General features: G+C 50.4%; 2 protein-coding genes. Both read right to left on the bottom strand.

Going from position 1 to position 1,364, the window contains the following annotated elements; all coding sequences use genetic code 11:
* On the bottom strand, positions 1-671 hold a 671-nt coding region (locus ACRC27_RS13740; protein ID WP_438640138.1), incomplete at its 3' end, for a hypothetical protein.
* The gene (locus ACRC27_RS13735; protein WP_438622977.1) at positions 661-1,320 is read right to left on the bottom strand and encodes a response regulator transcription factor; all 660 of its coding nucleotides are present in this window, start codon (positions 1,318-1,320) and stop codon (positions 661-663) included. The genes ACRC27_RS13735 and ACRC27_RS13740, both read right to left, overlap by 11 nt.
* Positions 1,321-1,364 lie beyond the last annotated feature (44 nt).

Here is a 1,364-nt window from a genome sequence, read left to right as displayed (position 1 = left end):
GGAAACGTGCCGTTGAACTGCTCTTGTTCACCCATTCTGACCTGAGAGAGTTGCTGTTGCATACGACGTAATGGGCGCAGTGACCAGTTGATCAGCACACTAATAATCACCACCACGCCAAGGCCGAGTGCCAGTAATACGCCCCAAAAACTGTGGGTCAGCCGTGCCAATGTCTGGCGCAGTGAGGATTCATCCTGCCCAACCTGCAAGCGCAGTGGGTACGCATAGTCGGGTAAGGTGAGCGTACGCGAAACCGTGATCAGCGCGCTATTTTCCGGCCCAACCCACTGTGTAGCAGCATTTTCTGCGCCTACACTATTATTTGTGCCTACACTATCTGCCGGTGGTTGCTGTTGCAGGCTGCTATCCCACAATGATCGCGAACGGATGATGCCAGACGGAGAGCTAACCTGCCAATAAAGCCCGCTGTAGGGCTGGCGAAAACGCGGATCACTGAGTAATCCGGTAACAACCGGTTTTCCCTCAGCAGATAATTCAATTCGTGCGCTCAGTTCATCAAGGTACAGCGTCAGGGTTTTGCTGGCTTCATCACGCAAATAGTGGTTAAAAATAGCGGGTAACAGCACGCCTGCGGTAAGTAATACCAGCAGTAACCACCCAATAGTTGCACCCAACACCCGCTGACGCAGGCTGACAGGACTACTGATCATTAATTCGATAGCCTAAACCACGGACGGTCTGAATAATCTGGCTATCAATTTTCCGCCTGATCCGCCCGATAAAAACTTCAATGGTGTTGGAGTCACGATCAAAATCCTGTTGATAAATACGTTCAACCAAATCGGTACGGGAGACGACTTTCCCTTGGTTGTGCATTAAATATGCTAAGACTTTATATTCCAGTGAGGTCAAATCGACGGTTTTACCTTGCCATGTCACACCAGCTGTTTGGGTATTGAGCGTTAATGCCCCAATCTGCAACACTGAGGCGGCATGCCCTGCTGCACGGCGACGCTGTACAGATAACCGAGCCACCAGCTCGGCCATCTGGAACGGTTTGGTTAAATAGTCATCTGCGCCGGCATTGAGGCCATCAATGCGCTGATGTAATTCAGTACGCGCACTTAAAATAATAATCGGTGTATGAATGCCTTCTGACCGCAAGCTACGTAATACGGTCAGGCCATCGAGTTTAGGCAGGCCAAGATCGAGCACAATAGCATCCCAGGTTTCACTGGTGGCTCGGTACAACGCATCAATGCCGTCGTGCGATTGTTCAACTGTCCATTGATGTTGGGTGAGCGCCTCGGCGATTTGTGCCGCCAGTGTCTGCTCATCTTCTACCACCAGTACTTTCATGTACGATCCCGTATAGCGATATCGATAATGCGTTATCTATAATG

The organism is Plesiomonas sp. (assembly GCF_051650925.1).
Lineage (GTDB): Bacteria > Pseudomonadota > Gammaproteobacteria > Enterobacterales > CAMTGL01 > Plesiomonas.
Note: the sequence above shows the minus strand (reverse complement) of the source record. Positions and strands in the feature narration are given on the sequence as shown.

What these genes read in the sequence shown, in the direction of transcription:
- ACRC27_RS13735 (WP_438622977.1), bottom strand. Translation starts at nt 1,320, where the DNA reads ATGAAAGTACTGGTGGTAGAAGATGAGCAGACACTGGCGGCACAAATC.